Source organism: Anoxybacillus pushchinoensis (assembly GCF_900111795.1).
Taxonomy (GTDB): domain Bacteria; phylum Bacillota; class Bacilli; order Bacillales; family Anoxybacillaceae; genus Anoxybacillus; species Anoxybacillus pushchinoensis.
This window is the reverse complement of the sequence record NZ_FOJQ01000028.1, coordinates 14474-33850: the sequence shown is the minus strand read 5'-3', so window position 1 is coordinate 33850 and position 19377 is coordinate 14474. Positions and strand designations below refer to the sequence as shown.

At 40.7% G+C, this 19377-nt stretch carries 18 protein-coding genes, 2 tRNA genes and 1 pseudogene; all 21 read left to right on the top strand.

Annotated elements, in window-relative coordinates; all coding sequences use genetic code 11:
• Positions 1–314 precede the first annotated feature (314 nt).
• Positions 315–695, top strand: coding sequence for a RidA family protein (locus BM213_RS08880; protein ID WP_091703157.1), 381 nt, complete (start codon positions 315–317; stop codon positions 693–695).
• Between the two features lie 88 nt (positions 696–783).
• Positions 784–1074: a septation regulator SpoVG gene (gene spoVG, locus BM213_RS08875; protein ID WP_003398210.1), complete on the top strand. Its 291-nt coding sequence runs from the start codon at positions 784–786 to the stop codon at positions 1072–1074.
• A 175-nt stretch (positions 1075–1249) separates the two neighbouring features.
• On the top strand, positions 1250–2626 hold the full coding sequence (gene glmU, locus BM213_RS08870) for a bifunctional UDP-N-acetylglucosamine diphosphorylase/glucosamine-1-phosphate N-acetyltransferase GlmU (protein WP_091703149.1): 1377 nt from the start codon (positions 1250–1252) through the stop codon (positions 2624–2626).
• Positions 2627–2643: 17 nt separating this feature from the next.
• Positions 2644–3594, top strand: a complete 951-nt coding sequence (locus BM213_RS08865) for a ribose-phosphate diphosphokinase (protein WP_091703147.1) — start codon at positions 2644–2646, stop codon at positions 3592–3594.
• A 56-nt stretch (positions 3595–3650) separates the two neighbouring features.
• Positions 3651–4277, top strand: coding sequence for a 50S ribosomal protein L25/general stress protein Ctc (locus tag BM213_RS08860; RefSeq protein WP_091703144.1), 627 nt, complete (start codon positions 3651–3653; stop codon positions 4275–4277).
• A 57-nt stretch (positions 4278–4334) separates the two neighbouring features.
• Positions 4335–4898 carry an aminoacyl-tRNA hydrolase gene (gene pth, locus BM213_RS08855; protein WP_003398214.1) on the top strand — a complete coding sequence of 188 codons (564 nt, stop codon included), beginning with the start codon at positions 4335–4337 and terminating at the stop codon, positions 4896–4898.
• A gap of 66 nt (positions 4899–4964) precedes the next feature.
• A complete protein-coding gene (gene fin / locus BM213_RS08850) occupies positions 4965–5195 on the top strand; it encodes an anti-sigma-F factor Fin (protein ID WP_003398215.1) in 231 nt (76 codons plus the stop codon).
• Between the two features lie 57 nt (positions 5196–5252).
• Positions 5253–8765: a transcription-repair coupling factor gene (gene mfd, locus BM213_RS08845; protein ID WP_091703142.1), complete on the top strand. Its 3513-nt coding sequence runs from the start codon at positions 5253–5255 to the stop codon at positions 8763–8765.
• Positions 8766–8960: 195 nt separating this feature from the next.
• Positions 8961–9497, top strand: coding sequence for a stage V sporulation protein T (gene spoVT, locus BM213_RS08840; protein WP_003398218.1), 537 nt, complete (start codon positions 8961–8963; stop codon positions 9495–9497).
• Between the two features lie 58 nt (positions 9498–9555).
• Entirely contained in the window at positions 9556–11112 is a 1557-nt protein-coding gene (locus BM213_RS08835) for a putative polysaccharide biosynthesis protein (protein WP_091703139.1), read from the top strand.
• A 2-nt stretch (positions 11113–11114) separates the two neighbouring features.
• A complete protein-coding gene (gene yabN, locus BM213_RS08830; RefSeq protein WP_091703138.1) occupies positions 11115–12566 on the top strand; it encodes a bifunctional methyltransferase/pyrophosphohydrolase YabN in 1452 nt (483 codons plus the stop codon).
• Between the two features lie 3 nt (positions 12567–12569).
• On the top strand, positions 12570–12827 hold the full coding sequence (locus tag BM213_RS08825) for an RNA-binding S4 domain-containing protein (protein WP_091703136.1): 258 nt from the start codon (positions 12570–12572) through the stop codon (positions 12825–12827).
• A gap of 65 nt (positions 12828–12892) precedes the next feature.
• On the top strand, positions 12893–13186 hold the full coding sequence (gene yabP, locus BM213_RS08820) for a sporulation protein YabP (RefSeq protein ID WP_003398222.1): 294 nt from the start codon (positions 12893–12895) through the stop codon (positions 13184–13186).
• Positions 13183–13791: a spore cortex biosynthesis protein YabQ gene (gene yabQ / locus BM213_RS08815; RefSeq protein WP_091703132.1), complete on the top strand. Its 609-nt coding sequence runs from the start codon at positions 13183–13185 to the stop codon at positions 13789–13791. The genes yabP and yabQ overlap by 4 nt, the downstream gene beginning before the upstream one ends.
• Positions 13792–13813: 22 nt before the next feature.
• Positions 13814–14185, top strand: a complete 372-nt coding sequence (locus BM213_RS08810) for an FtsB family cell division protein (RefSeq protein ID WP_091703129.1) — start codon at positions 13814–13816, stop codon at positions 14183–14185.
• 92 nt (positions 14186–14277) lie between these two features.
• Positions 14278–14670, top strand: coding sequence for a S1 domain-containing RNA-binding protein (locus BM213_RS08805; protein ID WP_091703127.1), 393 nt, complete (start codon positions 14278–14280; stop codon positions 14668–14670).
• A gap of 134 nt (positions 14671–14804) precedes the next feature.
• A tRNA-Met gene (locus tag BM213_RS08800) sits at positions 14805–14881 on the top strand.
• 11 nt (positions 14882–14892) lie between these two features.
• Positions 14893–14964 (top strand) — tRNA-Glu (locus BM213_RS08795).
• A gap of 179 nt (positions 14965–15143) precedes the next feature.
• Positions 15144–17609 carry a stage II sporulation protein E gene (gene spoIIE, locus BM213_RS08790; RefSeq protein WP_091703154.1) on the top strand — a complete coding sequence of 822 codons (2466 nt, stop codon included), beginning with the start codon at positions 15144–15146 and terminating at the stop codon, positions 17607–17609.
• Between the two features lie 51 nt (positions 17610–17660).
• Positions 17661–18419 (top strand): annotated as a pseudogene (locus tag BM213_RS08785) (VWA domain-containing protein); the annotation flags it as partial.
• On the top strand, positions 18382–19320 hold the full coding sequence (locus tag BM213_RS08780) for a serine/threonine protein kinase (RefSeq protein WP_091703152.1): 939 nt from the start codon (positions 18382–18384) through the stop codon (positions 19318–19320). The pseudogene BM213_RS08785 and the gene BM213_RS08780, both read left to right, overlap by 38 nt.
• The last annotated feature ends 57 nt before the right edge of the window (positions 19321–19377 follow it).

The window sequence follows — 19377 nt, the reverse complement described above, 5'->3', positions numbered from 1 at the left end:
ACTTGGGGTTGCATCAGGGGCAGGTTGACGACTACCCAACGACATAGGTCATGCCTATATCGCTACCGAGTGGCTCGGCATGTCTGTAGGCAGTACTTGACTTCCACGCACAACAGACGGATGTACGCTCGATGTTTTACGGTTGCAACGTTTCCTGCAACCAACTCCCTACATCGAGTAACGGGGATTGGAGTGCCTTGATTCAACGGTTTTCTCCACATTCTTATTCTATCATATACAAAAGAAAGGAGGAAGGGCGATTCCTCCCCGACTTTCGCTAACGCTTAGAAGTCGGGGTCTCCTCGCCAAAGATGATGAAAGTTGTACACACAAACGAAGCCCCACAAGCGATTGGACCGTACTCTCAAGGCATTATTGTGAACAACATGTTTTACAGTTCTGGCCAAATTGCTTTAACGCCAGAAGGAGAAATGGTGCAAGGGGACATTCAAGCGCAAACGCATCAAGTATTCAAAAACTTGAAAGCGGTACTTGAAGCGGCGGGCGCGTCTTTAGAGACAGTCGTAAAAACGACAGTATTTTTAAAAGACATGAACGATTTCGCGGCAATGAATGAAGTATATGGTCAATATTTTGTCAATCATAAGCCAGCGCGTTCAGCCGTTGAAGTCGCTCGCTTGCCAAAAGATGCGTTAATTGAAATTGAAGTCGTTGCACTTGTCGAACAATCGTAAAAAATTTTTTTAATGTTAGCAGGAAAATGAAAAATAACGTGGAATAAATTCACCTAAGTTCTTATATAGGGAAAAGGTGGTGAACAGAATGGAAGTAACTGACGTGAGATTACGCCGCGTGAATACCGAAGGACGTATGAGAGCGATTGCCTCAATTACATTGGATCATGAATTTGTTGTTCATGATATCCGAGTTATTGAAGGCAATAACGGCTTGTTTGTCGCTATGCCAAGCAAGCGTACTCCTGACGGGGAATTCCGTGACATCGCTCATCCAATTAACTCAACAACCCGCGGGAAAATCCAAGAAGCTGTTTTAGCTGAATATCACCGTGCCGGTGAGTTGGAAAAAGAGCTTGAAGAAGCAGGTGCTTCGTAAAAATAAGAAGAGGACCCTTTCGTGAAAGAGGGTCCTTTTCATATAGAAAAATCTGTTTACCTCATTAATAAAGAATATATGATGAATTTTTTTGGCAGATGACAATGTTTCCTTGAAATACATACATAATTGATATATATTCAATATGGATAAAGAGAGGTATGGAGGCCTTGAGATGAAACGATATGCGATCATTTTGGCAGCTGGACAAGGAACGCGTATGCGTTCAAAGCTGTATAAAGTGTTGCACCCTGTCTGTGGAAAGCCGATGGTACAACATGTGGTTGATGCAATTTCTACATTGCATGTCGATCGATTAATTACGGTTGTCGGTTTTGGGGCAGAACGGGTGAAAGAGCAACTTGGGAACCAAAGCGAATACGTTATTCAAGAACAACAGCTTGGCACGGCGCACGCCGTCATGCAAGCAGCACCTCATTTAGCTGATAAAGATGGTGTCACTCTCGTCGTTTGCGGAGATACGCCACTGATCACCTCAGAAACGATGGAAGCGCTTTTACAACATCATTTACAAACGAAAGCAAAAGCAACAATTTTAACCGCCCTTACAGAAGATCCAACGGGATATGGACGTATCGTCCGTAATGAATATGGACATGTTGAAAAAATTGTCGAACATAAAGATGCGACAGATGAGGAGCGAATGATCCGAGAAATTAATACAGGAACGTATTGTTTTGATAATCGTGCATTATTCGAAGCGCTTACGCAAGTGTCAAACGATAATGCGCAAGGGGAGTATTATTTGCCAGACGTCATCGAAATTTTGAAAAAACAAGGTGAGATCATTTCAGCTTACGAAACACCGATGTTTGAAGAGACGTTAGGCGTTAACGACCGAATCGCGCTTGCGCAAGCAGAAAAAATCATGCGTATGCGTATTCAACGTAAACATATGGCAAATGGTGTGACAATCATTGATCCCGAGCATACGTATATAGCACCTGATGTACAAATTGGACAGGATACGATTATTTATCCTGGCACATCAATTGAAGGTCGTACGGTAATCGGTGAAGATTGCATCATTGGACCAAACAGCGAAATTAAAAACAGCTATATTGGCGATCGTACGTCGGTTCGTCATTCTGTTGTACACGATAGCGAAGTAGGAAAAGGTGTAACGATCGGTCCATTTGCGCATATTCGCCCACTATGTAAAATTGGAGACGATGTGAGAATTGGAAACTTCGTAGAAATTAAAAAGACGACGTTTGGAAACGGAAGTAAAGCATCGCACTTAAGCTATATCGGGGATGCCGAGGTAGGGGACGATGTCAATATCGGTTGCGGCACGATTACAGTCAATTATGACGGTGTAAATAAATACGTGACAAAAGTTGAAGATGGCGCATTTATCGGTTGCAACTCAAACTTAATTGCCCCTGTTACTGTGGGAAGCGGAGCATATGTGGCGGCTGGCTCAACGATCACTGATGATGTACCTAATGAAGCTTTAGCCATCGCTCGCGCTCGGCAAATCAATAAAGAAAATTATGTTGAACGTCTGCAAGCGAAGAAAAAATCCTAATGGAGGTTTACTTACCCATGTCTCAGTATTTGAATTCCAATTTAAAATTGTTTTCATTAAATTCTAACCCGTTCTTAGCTCAAGAAATTGCAAAAGTGATTGGTGTTGAATTAGGAAAGTGCTCCGTTTCTCGTTTTAGTGATGGGGAAATTCAAATCAATATTGAAGAGAGCATTCGTGGTTGCGATGTGTACGTCATTCAATCAACTAGCGCACCTGTTAATGAACATTTAATGGAATTACTCATTATGATTGATGCATTAAAGCGGGCATCTGCTAAAACAATTAATATTGTTATGCCGTATTACGGATATGCGCGTCAAGATCGTAAAGCGCGCTCCCGTGAGCCGATTACCGCAAAATTAGTCGCTAATTTGTTAGAGACAGCTGGCGCCTCCCGCGTCATTACGCTCGACTTACACGCGCCACAAATTCAAGGGTTTTTTGACATTCCGATTGACCATTTAATGGGTGTGCCAATTTTAGCAGATTACTTTAGAGACAAGCAGCTTGATGATATTGTCATTGTTTCCCCAGACCATGGTGGCGTAACTCGTGCTCGGAAAATGGCAGATCGTCTGAAAGCGCCGATTGCGATTATCGATAAGCGTCGTCCAAAGCCAAATGTAGCAGAAGTGATGAACATTATCGGTAATGTACAAGGAAAGACGACCATTTTAATCGACGATATTATTGATACAGCTGGAACGATTACTTTAGCAGCTAATGCGCTAGCTGAGCATGGGGCAAAAGAAGTATATGCATGTTGTACGCACCCAGTTTTATCAGGTCCAGCCATTGAACGCATTCAAAACTCAAAAATTAAGGAGCTCGTCGTAACGAATACAATTGCTATTCCTGAAGAAAAGAAAACGAATAAAATTGTGGAGCTATCCGTCGCCCCATTAATCGGTGAGGCTATTATTCGCGTACACGAAGAACAATCGATTAGCGCGTTGTTCGATTAATGATGTTTAGACCTTCCTATTTTAGGGGAAGCTATGAGCGATTCTAAAATAGGAAGGTGATTTCATTGTTACAGCTTCAATTGCGTACAGACCATCGACGCTCTTATGTAAAGCAAATGCGAAAACAAGGTCGTATTCCAGCCGTCGTGTATGGAAAAAAGACGAATAGCCAACCTGTTTTTGTTGATGCGGCCGAGTTTTCGAAGCAATTGCGCGCTACCGGTGGGACGGGACTGTTAGATGCTCAAGTGAATGATGATCATATTCGCGTCATCGTTCGCGATATGCAAAAGCATCCGATTCGTCACGATATCATTCATATCGACTTTTTAGCTGTTGATGCAAAGACGAAAATTGATGTTTCCGTTCCTATTCATTTAGTTGGGGAGGCAGCTGGCGTGAAAGATGGAGGGGTGTTGCAACAAGCGATGCACCAACTATCTATTCGGGCGTTGCCGACGAATATCCCTTCATCGATTGATATAGATATAACGAACTTACAAGTAGGCGATGTTCTTACTATTTCACACATACAAACGAACGGTGCTTATGAAGTGAATCACGATCCGACAGAAGTGATCGCATCAATCTTGCCACCGAAGCAAGAGGAAGAAATTCATAGCGGCGAGGAGCAAGAGCCAGGAAAGCCGGAATCGGAAGAAGGACGTGAAACGACGCCGTGACGGACGTAGCCATCATTGGTTACGTCTTTTGCAGTATGGAGATAAGGAGCAGGGGAAATGGCAAAATTGTTTGTTGGTTTAGGTAATCCAGGGAAAGAATATGAACAAACGAGGCATAATGTAGGCTTTATGGTCATTGATGAGCTTGCGCATCGTTGGGGATTGACGTTCAATCAAACGAAGTTTCGTGGTATATTTGCGAGCGGTATCGTTTCAGGTGAAAAAGTCATATTGTGCAAACCGCTTACATATATGAACTTATCAGGCGAATGCGTTCGGCCTTTGATGGACTATTATAACATCGATGTCGATGAGATTATCGTCATTTATGACGACTTAGATTTGCCGACAGGTACAGTTCGCTTGCGTCCGAAAGGAAGCGCTGGCGGGCATAATGGAATGAAATCGCTCATTCAACATTTGAAAACAGAACAATTTAAGCGTATTCGTATCGGTATTGATCGACCGAAAAACGGGATGAAAGTGAGCGACTACGTGTTAGGTCGATTTACAGATGAAGAAAAGATACGGATTGACGAAGCAATTAAAAAAGCAGCTCATGCGTGCGAACGGTCATTACAAATTCCGTTTGCTCAAGTGATGAATGAATGCAATAAGTAATGAATAATTCCCGACTAAATGGTTCAAAATGTATTCGATTAGACTAACCATTTGGGAGGGACATATATGGCGTTGCATTATTACTGCCGACATTGTGGCATAAAAATCGGAGCGATTGATGCACTCGGGTTAGAAAGTAAGCAACTAGGCTTTCATCATTTGACTGAAGAAGAAAGATTGGACATGATTCAATATCTTCCGAATGGAGAAGTTCATGTAAAGACAATTTGCGAAGATTGCCAAGAAGCGTTAGATCGAAATCCTGATCTTCATCAATATGAAAAGTTTATTCAATAGTTGGCTTTGGGGTTCCCAAAGCGTTTTTGTATTTATGTTTGGGGAGGAGGGAGTTTTTTGCGAGGCTTACGACAGTATTTTATGAATCATGCGGACATGCAATCGGTTGCAGAGGGAATCCGTAACGGCTTGAAAGAACAGCTTGTAACAGGTTTGTCGGGCTCTGCACGTTCTGTTTTTATTTCTTCTTTATACGAGAATACAGAACGCCCTTTATGCATTGTGACGCACAATTTATTTCAAGCGCAAAAAATATATGATGACCTTATTCAATTAGTTGATGAAGAGGAAGTATTTCTTTATCCTGTTAATGAACTCATTGCAGCTGAATTAGCTGTAGCTAGCCCAGAATTGCGTGCGCAACGTCTCGAAGTATTAAACTATTTTTGCGCACGTAAAAAAGGAATTGTTATCGCTCCTGTTGCAGCGTTGCGCAGGCTACTTCCGCCGAAAGACGTATGGCAACGTTATCAACTCCATTTTCACATCGGAGGACAAATAGATGTGGAGCGTTGTTTAAAACAATTTGTTGCTATGGGATATGAGCGTGTATCGGTCGTTTCGACGCCGGGTGAATTTAGCGTCCGAGGTGGTATTATTGATATTTATCCACTTACTGCAGAGCTTCCTTATCGCATTGAGTTATTTGATATTGAAATTGAATCGATTCGGACGTTTTCGGTTGACGACCAACGTTCAGTAGCTGAGATGGACGAAGTATCCATCGGACCAGCAACAGAGTTAATCATCGAGCAACAACATATAGATGAAGCTGTTCAAAAGTTACAATCGCATTTTGACGATACGTTGCAGCAAATTCAGGATGAGAGAACAAAAAACTTGTTATACGAGCATGTTTCGTCCGAGTTAGAGCAATTGAGAAACGGAAAATTAATTGAAGACATGTACAAGTATTTCTCGCTCTTTTACCCTTCGTCTGCGAGTTTACTAGATTACATCCCGGATCATGGCGTTGTCATCATTGACGAAATGAGCCGCATTCAAGAAGTAGCAGAAAAACTCGAGCAAGAAGAGGCGGAATGGTATACGAATGTATTAGAAGAAGGGAAAATTGTACAACATATAAAAATTTCACATTCATTTCCTGAAGTGTTACAAAACCGATGGAGATCGACAATTTATTTATCTTTATTTTTACGTCATATTCCATATACGCATCCGCAAAACATTGTTAATGTATCTTGTAAGCAAATGCAAGTGTTTTATAGTCAAATGCAATTGTTAAAAGTGGAAGTAGAACGTTGGCGAAAGGGAAATTATGCGGTCGTTTTGCTAGCGGGTGATGAAGAACGAGCGAAAAAACTGAAACAGACGTTAGAAGATTATGAGATTGATGCCGTTCAAATTGGAAAAGACGATGCGCTATTGCATGGAAAGTGTCAAATAGTCCCATCTGGATTAACAGCAGGATTTGAATTACCGATGCAAAAAATTGCTGTGATTACAGAAGAGGAGCTATTCAAAAAGCGACTGAAGCGTCCCGTTCGACGTCAAAAACTGTCAAACGCCGAACGTATTAAAAGTTATACAGATTTAAAAGTAGGCGACTATGTTGTTCATGTCAATCATGGGATTGGGAAATATTTAGGGATTGAAACGTTAGAAATTAACGGAATTCATAAAGATTACATCCATATTCAATATCAAGGGAATGATACGTTATACGTCCCTGTCGATCAAATGGATCTTGTCCAAAAGTATGTAGGCTCAGAAGGAAAAGAGCCGAAAATTTATAAATTGGGCGGAACAGAGTGGAAGAAAGTAAAAAAGAAAGTAGAGTCCTCTGTTCAAGACATTGCTGAAGATTTAATGAAGTTATATGCCGAGCGGGAAGCGAGTAAGGGGTATGCGTTTTCGCCAGATAATGAAATGCAACGAGAATTTGAAGCGGCATTTCCATATCAAGAAACAGAAGATCAGCTTCGTTCGATTCGTGAAATCAAACGCGATATGGAGAGCGAACGGCCAATGGACCGATTATTATGTGGAGATGTTGGCTATGGAAAAACAGAAGTTGCCTTGCGTGCAGCGTTCAAGGCAATAATGGATGGAAAACAAGTGGCATTTCTCGTTCCAACAACAATTTTAGCCCAACAACACTACGAGACGGTTCGCGAACGTTTCCAAGGATACCCGATCAACGTCGGTTTATTGAGTCGATTCCGTACGAAAAAGCAGCAAGCAGAGACGCTCCAAGGTTTGAAGAACGGCACGATTGATATGGTGATCGGAACACATCGACTGCTATCTAAAGACGTATCGTTTAAAGATTTAGGTTTATTAATCATTGATGAGGAACAGCGCTTTGGTGTGGCCCATAAAGAAAAAATAAAACAGCTAAAAACAAACATCGATGTATTGACATTAACCGCTACACCGATTCCGCGCACGTTGCACATGTCGCTCATCGGTGTCCGTGATCTGTCCGTGATCGAAACGCCTCCGGAAAATCGTTTCCCTGTGCAAACGTATGTGATGGAATATAGTCCAATGATCGTCCGAGAAGCGATTGAGCGCGAGATGGCGCGAGGAGGGCAAGTGTTTTTTCTTTATAACCGCATTGAAGACATTGATCGGAAAGCAGAGGAAATTTCAACGCTCGTGCCCGATGCTCGCGTAACGTACGCGCACGGGAGAATGTCAGAAAATGAGCTTGAAGCAGTGATGTTGGCATTTTTAGAAGGGCAATACGATGTGTTAGTAAGCACAACTATTATTGAAACTGGGGTCGATATCCCAAATGTGAATACGTTAATTGTTTATGATGCCGATAAAATGGGCCTTTCGCAACTATATCAATTGCGTGGGCGCGTGGGGCGCTCCAATCGTATTGCGTATGCGTACTTCACGTATCGAAAAGATAAAGTGTTGAATGAAATTGCTGAAAAACGGTTGCAAGCGATTAAAGAGTTTACAGAGCTTGGATCTGGTTTTAAAATTGCGATGCGCGATTTGTCTATTCGAGGTGCCGGAAACTTATTAGGAGCACAGCAACATGGATTTATTGATTCTGTCGGTTTTGAGCTTTACTCGCAAATGTTGAAAGAAGCCATTGAAGAACGAAAAGGAACGAAAGAGGAAAAGCCGTTTGAAGTAGAAATCGATCTAGAAGTTGATGCGTACATCCCGGAACGTTATATTTCAAATGAACAACAAAAAATTGAGATGTATAAACGGTTCCGTGCACTCGAGACGTTTGAGGACGTTGAACAGTTGCGTGAGGAAATGGTAGATCGTTTCGGTGAGTATCCGGATGAAGTTGCTTATTTATTCCAAATTGCAGAAATCAAAATATATGCAAAGCAACATCTCATTCAATCCATTAAGCAGACGAAGCAAGATATTACTATTTTGTTCTCTCAAGAAACGACGAAGCAAATTGATGTGAGTCAATTGTTTAAGCTTGGTGAGCCATACGGCAGGGATGTCGGCTTCGGTATGGACGGAGATCGATTTAAAATTGTCGTTCATGCGAAGGGAATGAAACCACAACAATGGTTAATGATTATTTATGAGTTGCTAAAAGGGTTAAAATATGCTAAAAAATAATTGATTGTATCATGTTTATTGTTTATGAATAAGTGGCAATGATGAAGATGGGGGATTTTCACTTTTAAAAAAAAATCCCCCTTCATTGTGTATATAACTACATGTGTGACGGATACTAATCACAACAATGGTGAATTATTCAACTGTTTCACCAGTGCCATTTTTAATAACTAAATGAAAGCGAGGCATCGATAGATGAAAGCAACAGGTATTGTTCGACGAATCGATGATTTAGGACGAGTAGTTATTCCGAAAGAAATTCGCAGAACACTTCGCATTCGTGAAGGAGACCCACTTGAAATATTTGTTGACCGTGATGGCGAAGTCATTTTGAAAAAATATTCTCCAATTAGCGAATTAGGTGACTTTGCAAAAGAATATGCTGAAGCGCTTTTTGATAGTCTAGGACAACCCGTGCTTATTTGCGATCGCGACGTTTTTATTGCGGTGGCAGGCGGATCGAAAAAAGAATATTTAAATAAAAGCGTAAGCGAACTTGTTGAAAAAGTGATGGAAGATCGTCAATCCGTTTTGCACACAGAAGAAACGAGCGTATCATTTGCGCAAGGGCATGAAGAGCATATGCAGTCATACGTAATCGCGCCAATTATTGCGGGAGGAGATCCAATCGGGGCGGTCGTCATTTTCTCAAAAGATAAAACGATCAGCGAAGTGGAGCATAAAGCAGCGGAAACAGCGGCGAGCTTCCTTGCTCGTCAAATGGAACAATAAAAGGTAGCATTTCGCTACCTTTTTTTGATGTCATATATAATTGAAAAGGTGAAACGTTATGGAGAGAAAAGATTGGTTGCAAGGGGCGTTCATATTGACGCTCGCCGCTTTATTCACAAAAGTATTGAGCGCCTTTTATCGTATTCCGTATCAAAACATCGCGGGCGATATGGGATTTTATATTTATCAACAGGTTTACCCGTTTTATGGCATTTTTCTCGCTTTATCTACATACGGCTATCCTGTTGCGATTTCAAAGCTGATTGCTGAAAATAAACAATCAGTATATGAGGCGGCTATCGTTCGTTTTTCTTTTTACTTTTTATCATTCATCGGCATGGTTATGTTTTCTATTCTTTATTTCGGCGCTTCGTTTCTTGCGACGATCATGGGAGATGCTCAGTTAGTTGCGCTTATTCGGGCCATTTCATTTGCTTTTTTGCTCCTTCCATTCACTTCTGTTTGTCGTGGCTACTTTCAAGGAAGGGGGGAGATGGTTCCAACCGCTGTTTCACAAGTTGTTGAGCAACTAATACGGGTGGGGGCTATTTTGTTCTTATCTTTCCTTTTGCTTCATTATGGATTTACCGTTTATGATGCAGGAGCAGGTGCGATGTTTGGTTCACTGATCGGAAGTTTTGCTGCGCTTGTCGTGCTTGCCGCGTATATGTTGCGGAAACAGATGAACATTCGTGCATCGATACGTTTGCCGAAACAAGAAAAAAGAAAAGTATTTTTATTTTTAGCGATCCATGGGGTGACGATTTGTTTAGCTAATATGGTGCTCGTTTTGATGCAGCTCGTTGATTCATTGACCCTTTTACCTTTATTGCAACAAGCAGGATTAGGTGAGTTCGCGAAAACAGCAAAAGGCATTTATGATCGGGGACAACCGTTTATTCAACTCGGAACGGTAGCGGCTACTTCTTTTTCATTAGCACTTGTGCCTATGTTATCGCAAAGGCAAACGCATCGCGAAGGAGTATATACCGCTGCTCGCTTAGCGTTTGTTATTGGATTAGGGGCGGTTGTCGGCTTAGTTTGTATTTTAAAACAAGCAAATACGATGTTATTTAAAGATCATGCGGGTGCAATGGAGCTGACAATTTTAGCTACTTCTATTTTGTTTACTTCCCTCACACTAACATTTATCGCTATTTTGCAAGGGCTTGGAGATGTGTTTCGTCCGCTCTTTATTGTATGTATCGGTATGATGTTAAAATGGGTGTTCAACATATGGTTCGTTCCGTCATGGCATACGGTAGGGGCAGCAATAGCCACTTGTGCCGCATATGCCATCATGTTTATTATTGCTCTTTTTTATGTACAGAAACGAATGGAACGCCCTTTGCTTTCAATCATTACAGTCATGAAAACGATGCAAGCTGCTGTTGTGATGGCTATGATTGTCATTGGTTACGTCATGCTAACGAACGAGTTGTCTGTTCATCACGGACGTCTATTTTCGTCGCTTCAAGCGATAGGTGGCGTTTTTATTGGAGCGTTTGTTTATATTATAATGATTGTTAAAAAAGGAATTTTTACCGAAAAAGAATTGTTCGCTCTTCCGTTTGGACGTTATTTCACTCATATTAAACAAAGAAAGGCTGGATAGTCATGGGAACAATCACAATTGTCGGTCTCGGGGCAGGAGATATAGATCAGCTTCCATTTGGTGTGTATCGTACATTAAAACAAGCGAAACGCCTTTTTTTACGAACGAAAGATCATCCTGTTGTCGCACAGTTAGAGGCGGAAGGAATACATGCTCAGTCATTTGATGATGTATATGAAACATACGACCAATTTGAACAAGTGTACGAACACATTGTGAAAGTTTTGTGTGAGGAGGCGAAAAAAGGGGATGTTGTATATGCTGTACCTGGGCATCCACTCGTTGCGGAGCGCACAGTCAAGTTATTGATGGAGAAGCAGAGCGATATTTCTGTCCGCATTGAAGGGGGACAAAGCTTCCTCGATGCGCTATTTACTGCTGTTGGTGTTGATCCGATCGAGGGTTTTCAATTCATTGATGCGACTTCATTTCAGCCGGATGAGATTCAATTGCGCAACCACATCGTTTTTTGCCAAGTATATGACTCATTTGTTGCGTCTGATGTCAAATTAGCTTTGTTAGAAAAGTTACCGCACGATTATCCGGTTTTTATCGTCGATGCGGCAGGAAGTAAGCAAGAACGCGCCAAAAAGGTTGCGCTATATGAACTTGATCGAGCGACGATGGTTAGCAATTTAACGAGCGTTTATGTACCAAAGGTAGAACATGATGAACTGCTGTATCACGATTTTACTACTTTGCGACGTGTAATCGCGACGTTGCGCGGACCAAATGGTTGTCCTTGGGATCGGAAACAAACGCATGAATCGCTAAAAAAATACTTGCTAGAAGAGGCATACGAGCTTCTTGATGCGATTGATCGGCAAGATGATGAAAATATGATTGAGGAACTTGGGGACGTCCTATTGCAAGTGATGCTCCATGCTCAAATTGGCGAAGATGAAGGAATGTTTTCCATTGATGATGTGATTCGAGCCATTACAGAAAAAATGGTACGCCGTCATCCTCACGTATTTGGGGACGTTCATGTTGATCATGCTGAAGAGGTTGTGCGCAATTGGCAAGCGATAAAACAAGCGGAAAAAGAAAAGGTATTCGATTCTTTGCTTGATGATGTTGCTAAAGCGTTGCCAAGTACGTTGCGTGCATACGAGTATCAAAAAAAAGCAGCGGAAGTCGGATTTGATTGGTCGGAAGTACAGTCCATGTGGCATAAAGTTGAAGAAGAAATGAATGAAGTAAAGGAAGAAGCAGATCGCATGGATGAAGAAAAGTTAAAATCCGAATTTGGTGATTTACTATTTGCGCTCATTAATGTATGTCGATATTATAAAATTAATCCTGAAGAGGCGTTAGCAATGGCGAACGAAAAGTTTTACCGTCGTTTCCAATACATCGAACAGAAAGTAAAGCAGCAAGGGGGAGAATGGCAAGCATACTCATTAAAACAACTAGATGACATATGGGAAGAAGCAAAAAGGGAGGGGCTATAAAATATGCGGCTCGATAAGTTTTTAAAAGTTTCTCGGCTTATTAAAAGAAGAACGTTAGCAAAAGAAGTGGCTGATCAAGGGCGTGTATTAATTAATGGTCAACAAGCGAAAGCGAGCTCAACGGTCAAAATCGGTGATGAAATTACAATTCAGTTTGGGCAAAAACACGTAACAGCTAAGGTTATTGCGTTACAAGATCATGCAAAAAAAGAAGAAGCGAGCACATTATATGAGATTGTAAAAGAAGAACGCGTTGAATAGCTTGTTCTAAACCGTTTTCCCCCCTCATACACTTGTACAAATAATGGTTGTGAGGGGGAGACGATATGACGCAACATGTAGGAAATAAAGGGCCGATTCAAGAACATGACATTGTTATGCGCGGTCGACGTACGTTAGAAATTACAGGAGTAAAGCAAGTAGAGAGTTTTGATAATGAAGAGTTTTTGTTAGAAACAGTGATGGGCTTTTTATCTGTTAAAGGTCAAAATTTACAAATGAAAAACTTAGATGTAGACAAAGGGATTGTTTCAATTAAGGGGAAAATTTTTGAAATCGTTTATTTAGATGAACATCATACGGAGAAAGCTAAAGGATTCTTTAGCAAGTTGTTTAAATGAGCTTGCACATACAATTTACAACTTTGCTTGCGATGATCGGAACAGGGTTCGTCATCGGGGCATGTTTTGATACGTACGCTCATATATTCGACCGTTCTAAACGTCATCGGTTAATTGTTTGGATTGCAGACATTCTTTTTTGGATTGTGCAAGCGTTATATGCTTTTTATACGTTGCTGCTCGTTAATAACGGAGAAATTCGTTTCTACATTTTTCTAGCCATTTTATGTGGATATGCTGCTTACCGAGCGTTGTTTCAACATGTGTATGTTCGTTTGTTGCGGAGGATCATTCGCATCATTGTGTCGTTATATCGCTTATTCGTGCGTTTATTTTATTATGTCATCATATTTCCGCTCCGACTTCTTTACCGTTTTTTCGTTTTTTTATTGTTCACTACTTGTCATTTCATTTTATCTATTGGTAAAATTTTATATAAAGCAATATATGTATGTGTACTCTTCATATTGCAACCGTTTATGTCGCTTGGACATTTCGTTTGGAAAAAAACTCCCTTGCGATTTCAAGCGGCTATTGGTTATTTCTTTCGTGTTGGAAAAGGGTTTTATATGAAGATAGCGAATATGTTTAGAAAGAAAGTGTAACGAAGAAGGAGCGGTGAAGAACATGGGCGCCCCACAAAGAAACAAAGTGCAAAAAATACAAACGTCTTACGTCATTCAACAAGAGAAGCAAGAGCATAAAAAGGCGCGTCGTCGCAAAAAAATTTTTATTCGTTTTAGCATGCTAGCAACAGTGGCGTTAGCCGCTTCTTCGCTGTTTTTGTATCTTATGATGGCACAATCTTCAGCGATTGATAAACAAATAAAAACGAAAGAGCAGTTGGAAGAAAAGTTAAGCACGTTGCAAAAAGATGAAAAAAGATTACAAGAAGAGATCAAAAAATTAAATGACGATCAATATATTGCCGAATTGGCTCGAAAACAATATTTTTTGTCGAAAGAAGGGGAAATTATTTTTATCACTCCTGATGATTGACAGATGGGCACACGGCTTATTGACACTTGTTTTTTTCATTATGTATAATGAAAGAAACGATTTTTCAGATTTTAAGGAGGAGCACTTTTTTTATGTCAATTGAAGTAGGCAGCAAGTTACAGGGAAAAGTAACGGGCATTACAAAATTCGGAGCGTTTGTTGAGTTACCGGAAGGCGCGACAGGCTTAGTACACATTAGCGAAGTAGCTGACAGCTATGTGAAAGACATTAACGAACATTTGAAAATAGGCGATGTAGTCGAGGTTCGTGTCATTCATGTTGAGAAGGATGGCAAAATTGGCTTGTCGATTAAGAAGGCAAAAGAACAAGCTTCACGTCCGCGCAATAAAGGAAACGATCGCGCTTCAAAAGAAAGCTTTGAGCAGAAAATTAGCCGTTTCTTAAAAGAAAGTGAAGATCGTTTAGCATCTCTTAAACGCCATACTGAATCTAAACGAGGAGGTCGTGGTGCTCGACGCGGTTAACTTGCTGCCGAATCGGATATGAGGCAGTTCATATAAGCATCCATTTCATGAGTGGATGCTTTTTCGTTTGAATTTCAGTAAAAAAGTATTGACTTTGCTGAAGAAACGTAGTAACATAACAAATGTCGTTGCATGGCGGCGTAGCTCAGCTGGCTAGAGCGTACGGTTCATACCCGTAAGGTCGGGGGTTCGATTCCCTCCGCCGCTACCAAATTGTATAATGGCCCGTTGGTCAAGTGGTTAAGACACCGCCCTTTCACGGCGGTAACACGGGTTCGAATCCCGTACGGGTCATCGTAAAAACACCAATTTCGTCATGAAATTGGTGTTTTTTTGTTTTTATGAGCCGTTTTTTGTGATATTCCGTCGAAAGATTTATGTGATTCATCTTCTTTTTTTGACAAAATTTTGATAATTCAGTCTGTATAATACAAAGTAATAGACGTATATGTAAAAGAAGGAGAGGATGAATGATGGAGAGATTAGAACGGAAAGCGGTCAATCAAATGGCTGAAGTGCCTTTAAGTAGGACAAGAACGACTGTTTCTCAATGGTTGCAACGATTTACAGTTCGATTAAGCCATTTGTTATTTCAGCAAGGGTTTTTGTTTTTAATTATTGGTTTTTTGCTTGGACGAGCTCTCATTTTAACGAAAATGACACCGTTTGCTTTGCCCTTCTTTTCGGCCATTTATTTACTTCGCCGCGATAAGTTAGGCTTTGTGTTTATTGCTTTATTTGCAGGATCGCTGACGGTTTCTTTTTACACTTCTTTATTTATTGTTGCTTCGATCGTGATGTTTCTCGTTTTTTATCGGTTGTTTTATTGGATTGATGCCCCGCTGAAAAGGTTGCCGGTTGTTGTATTTTTTGCCTCGGCTTTCGCGAAAACGGCGATGATATACACATGGGGTCATGAATGGACGGTATATGAAGGAATGACGATGTTTATCGAAGCAGGTCTTGCGTCCATTTTAACGCTCATTTTTTTACAGAGCGTGCCGTTATTCGATCATCAAAAATATAAACAAACGTTGAAACCAGAAGAAGTTATTTCTTTTGTTATTCTCATTTCTTCTATGTTGACTGGAATGGTCGGTTGGTCCATGTATAGTTTGTCGTTAGAGCATATTGCTTCGCGTTATTTACTGTTGCTGTTTGCTTTTGTAGCTGGTGCAACGGTCGGTTCAACCGTCGGCGTCGTGACGGGGCTTATTTTAAGCTTGGCGAACGTTTCTAATTTATATCAAATGAGTTTGCTCGCTTTCGCCGGGTTGCTTGGTGGACTGCTAAAGGAAGGAAAAAAGTTAGGTGTCTCATTTGGTTTGGTCGTCGCAACATTGTTAATTGCCCTTTATAGCCAAGGAACGACAAATATTGTCCCAAATGTTGTAGAGTCGCTATGTGCCGTTTTGCTTTTCCTTATGACGCCACAATCGTTAACGAGTAAGATGGCGAAATATGTGCCAGGAACTGTTGAGCATACGAACGAACAACAACAGTATGTACGGAAAATTCGTGATGTGACAGCGCAGCGTGTTGAGCAATTTTCGCATGTGTTTCAAGCGCTATCGAAAAGCTTTTCTTCATATAGTGTGCTTACTCACGAGGAAGAAGAGGAACGCGAAATTGATTATTTTTTAAGTGATGTTGCTGCTAAAACGTGTCAAACATGTTTTAAAAAAGATCAATGTTGGGTGAATCACTTTGATAAAACATATGATTACATGAAAAAAATTATGCAAGAGGCGAGTGAAAATGATCAAATTGTAAATGCAAAGTTGCTGCGTGAGTGGAATAAACATTGTGTGAAAGCGAATAAAGTTGTGCAAATGATTGAAAAGAACGTATCGTTTTATAAAGCAAACAAAAAATTAAAACAGCAAATGAAAGAAAGCCGTAGACTTGTCGCAGAACAGTTATTAGGTGTGTCACAAGTGATGGAAGATTTCGCAAAAGAAATTCAAAAAGAGCGTGAAAATTATTACGTACAAGAAGAACAAATTTTGCATGCCCTTCAACAGTTCGGTGTAGATGTGAATGATGTTGAAATTTATAGTCTAGACAAAGGAAATGTTGATATTGAAATGGTTATTCCATATTGCGATGGAAGGGGAGAGTGTGAAAAACTCATTGCACCGATGTTATCTGATATTTTAGGTGAGACGATCGTTGTGAAGAGAGAAGATTGCTCGACGTATCCAAATGGAGATTGCCGGGTCGCATTTAGCTCTTCAAAAGCGTTTGTCATCGATACAGGTGTTGCGTACGTTGCAAAAGGTGGTGGATTCATTTCCGGTGACAGTTACGCGATGATGGAAATTGGTGGAGGGAAATATGCGTTGGCTATTAGCGATGGTATGGGGAATGGTGAACGGGCACATTACGAAAGCAAAGAAACGTTAAAATTGTTACAAAAAATTTTACAATCGGGCATTGAAGAGCGAATTGCCATTAAATCCATTAATTCGATTTTAGCGTTGCGGACGACGGAAGAAATTTTTTCTACGCTCGATTTAGCTATCGTTGATTTGCAAAATGCAACAACAAAGTTTTTAAAAGTTGGCTCTTCACCTAGTTTCATTAAACGAGGGAACAACGTCATGAAAATTGAATCAAGCAATTTGCCGATTGGTATTATTACCGGAGTAGAGTTTGAAGTGTTCGAGGAACAGCTGAAAGCTGGGGATTTGCTCATTATGATGAGCGACGGCATCTTTGATGGCGTGTCTCACATTGAAAATCATGATGTATGGATAAAGCGGAAAATTAAAGAATTAAAAACGAACGATCCGCAAGAAGTGTCCGAGTTACTTTTAGAAGAAGTCATTCGCTTGAACGGCGGGGAAATCGAAGATGATATGACAATTGTCGTTGCGCGCATTAAGCATAATACACCGAAATGGGCTGTCATTCCGGCATATCAATATATGAAATAAAGGTATAAAATCCCCTCTAGCCGTCGATGATGGGAATATACTAACTTTTTCGGAGGGGATGAGCGTATGCGAAAAGGAACGTTACGTCAAATTTTATTAATTACGGACGGTTGTTCTAATCATGGTGAAGATCCAATTGCTATGGCAGCATTAGCGAAAGAGCAAGGAATTACAGTCAACGTGATTGGTGTTCTCGATCAAGATGTGATTGATGAACAAGGATTGCGTGAAATTGAAGGAATTGCTCAGTCTGGTGGTGGCATTAGCCAAGTTGTTTATGCTAAACAGTTGGCGCAAACGGTGCAAATGGTGACGAGAAAAGCGATGACCCAGACGTTGCAAGGTGTCATTAATCGCGAGTTGAAACAAATTTTAGGTTCTCGCGCTTCGATTGAGGAGCTTCCACCAGAAAAAAGAGGTGAAGTGATGGAAGTTGTTGAAGAATTGGGAGAGACCGTTAACTTACAAGTTTTAATATTAGTAGACACGAGCGGAAGTATGAAAATGAAGTTGCAAACGGTCAAAGAAGCATTGTTAGATTTATCTATTAGTTTGAATGCCCGTTTGGGAAATAATGAGTTTTCTGTTTTTGCATTTCCCGGGAAAAAAGGAGAGGTAGATCGCATTTTAGACTGGACGCCGAAAATGGAATCCATTTCAAGCGTTTTCCCAAAACTTACGTCGGGAGGAATTACACCAACCGGTCCAGCGATTCGTGAAGCGCTACAACAATTCCAAAAAAAACGTTCACTAAAAAGCTTGCTTACTCATGATGGTGATGACGATGTATACATCGAACAATCCATGTAGCATTCGAATAGGAACGACGATACAAGGGAAGTGGCATAAACGTCGCTATGAAATTATAAAACAGCTCGGCAAAGGGGCGAACGGTGTTGTTTATTTAGCGAAAGAAGGGCGCACATTTGTTGCGATGAAAATAAGCAACCAAGCGGCGGCGATGATGTCAGAAGTCAATGTACTTAAACGATTTTCAGAGGTCCAGGGAGTTGCCCTCGGACCTTGTTTATTAGATGTTGATGACTGGGTTCACCCGCAAGAAAAAAAGATGTATTCATTTTACGTCATGGAATATATTGAGGGGGATGATTTATTAACTTTTATTCAGAAACGAGGAAAAGATTGGATCGTCGTCATGACATTACAGCTACTAGGTGATTTGCATAAATTGCATGAAAAAGGATGGGTGTTTGGAGATTTAAAACCAGAAAATTTAATTGTAGCAGGGGCTGTTCCGAAAGTACGGTTAATTGACGTGGGGGGTACAACGATTCGCGGTAGAGCAATTAAAGAGTTTACGGAGTTTTTTGATCGCGGATATTGGGGGATGGGAACACGAAAGGCAGAACCTTCTTACGATTTGTTTGCAGTAGCAATGATTATGATTAACATGTGTTATCCAAAGCGATTTGAAAGAAAGGAAAATGGGAGGGAGCAACTCCGACGAATGATTTCCTCCCACAGCTATTTAAAAAAATATGAAAAAATATTATGGCGTGCACTAGACGGGAAGTACGCTTCTGCTGATGAAATGAGGAAGGATTTGGTGCAATGTATGCAACAGCCTTCTGCTCGGGTAGAAAAGCGGCGGGGCAAGGCTGCTCGAAAGTTTCGCTTGCTAGAAACGATGTTTTTGTTTGTTTGTCTTTTATTTATGTATGTTGTTTATTTGTACGTCCAAATTCTTTAATTTTTGTACGTTCGTTTTGAGTTGTGGTACGATTGTAAAAAACGACGTTTGCGAAGA

Excerpts from the sequence above, each read along its gene's own strand:
- BM213_RS08880 (WP_091703157.1), top strand. The coding sequence starts at position 315 with ATGAAAGTTGTACACACAAACGAAGCCCCACAAGCGATTGGACCGTAC.
- spoVG (WP_003398210.1), top strand. The coding sequence starts at position 784 with ATGGAAGTAACTGACGTGAGATTACGCCGCGTGAATACCGAAGGACGT.
- glmU (WP_091703149.1), top strand. The coding sequence starts at position 1,250 with ATGAAACGATATGCGATCATTTTGGCAGCTGGACAAGGAACGCGTATG.
- BM213_RS08865 (WP_091703147.1), top strand. The coding sequence starts at position 2,644 with ATGTCTCAGTATTTGAATTCCAATTTAAAATTGTTTTCATTAAATTCT.
- pth (WP_003398214.1), top strand. The coding sequence starts at position 4,335 with ATGGCAAAATTGTTTGTTGGTTTAGGTAATCCAGGGAAAGAATATGAA.
- fin (WP_003398215.1), top strand. The coding sequence starts at position 4,965 with ATGGCGTTGCATTATTACTGCCGACATTGTGGCATAAAAATCGGAGCG.
- spoVT (WP_003398218.1), top strand. The coding sequence starts at position 8,961 with ATGAAAGCAACAGGTATTGTTCGACGAATCGATGATTTAGGACGAGTA.
- BM213_RS08835 (WP_091703139.1), top strand. The coding sequence starts at position 9,556 with ATGGAGAGAAAAGATTGGTTGCAAGGGGCGTTCATATTGACGCTCGCC.
- yabN (WP_091703138.1), top strand. The coding sequence starts at position 11,115 with ATGGGAACAATCACAATTGTCGGTCTCGGGGCAGGAGATATAGATCAG.
- BM213_RS08825 (WP_091703136.1), top strand. The coding sequence starts at position 12,570 with ATGCGGCTCGATAAGTTTTTAAAAGTTTCTCGGCTTATTAAAAGAAGA.
- yabP (WP_003398222.1), top strand. The coding sequence starts at position 12,893 with ATGACGCAACATGTAGGAAATAAAGGGCCGATTCAAGAACATGACATT.
- yabQ (WP_091703132.1), top strand. The coding sequence starts at position 13,183 with ATGAGCTTGCACATACAATTTACAACTTTGCTTGCGATGATCGGAACA.
- BM213_RS08810 (WP_091703129.1), top strand. The coding sequence starts at position 13,814 with ATGGGCGCCCCACAAAGAAACAAAGTGCAAAAAATACAAACGTCTTAC.
- BM213_RS08805 (WP_091703127.1), top strand. The coding sequence starts at position 14,278 with ATGTCAATTGAAGTAGGCAGCAAGTTACAGGGAAAAGTAACGGGCATT.
- spoIIE (WP_091703154.1), top strand. The coding sequence starts at position 15,144 with ATGGAGAGATTAGAACGGAAAGCGGTCAATCAAATGGCTGAAGTGCCT.
- BM213_RS08780 (WP_091703152.1), top strand. The coding sequence starts at position 18,382 with ATGGTGATGACGATGTATACATCGAACAATCCATGTAGCATTCGAATA.